This window comes from Zoogloea sp. LCSB751 (genome assembly GCF_002028455.1).
Classification (GTDB): Bacteria; Pseudomonadota; Gammaproteobacteria; order Burkholderiales; family Rhodocyclaceae; genus Zoogloea.
The window spans coordinates 1-252 of record NZ_MWUM01000412.1 but is presented as its reverse complement, the minus strand read 5'-3'; the positions used below and the strand labels follow the sequence as shown (position 1 = coordinate 252).

Here is a 252-nt window from a genome sequence, read left to right as displayed (position 1 = left end):
AGATCATCATCAAGGAACAGGCCCAGGCCTTCCTCGACGGTCTGGCCCTGCTGAGCCGCCTGACCGATGGCACAGTCCACGTCTGCAAGGGCGAAGCCAGCCTGCCGCACGCCTCCCTGGCCCAGGTCAAGGAAGCCGTGTTTGTCGGCCCGCACCCTGCCGGCCTGCCCGGTACCCATATCCACTTCCTGGACCCGGTCGGTGCCAAGAAAGTGCAGTGGCACATCAACTATCAGGATGTGATCGCCTACG

At 63.5% G+C, this 252-nt stretch carries 1 pseudogene; it reads left to right on the top strand.

Annotation, left to right across the window (positions count from 1 at the left end):
- Positions 1 to 252: pseudogene (locus B4920_RS27155) on the top strand (NADH:ubiquinone reductase (Na(+)-transporting) subunit A); the annotation flags it as partial.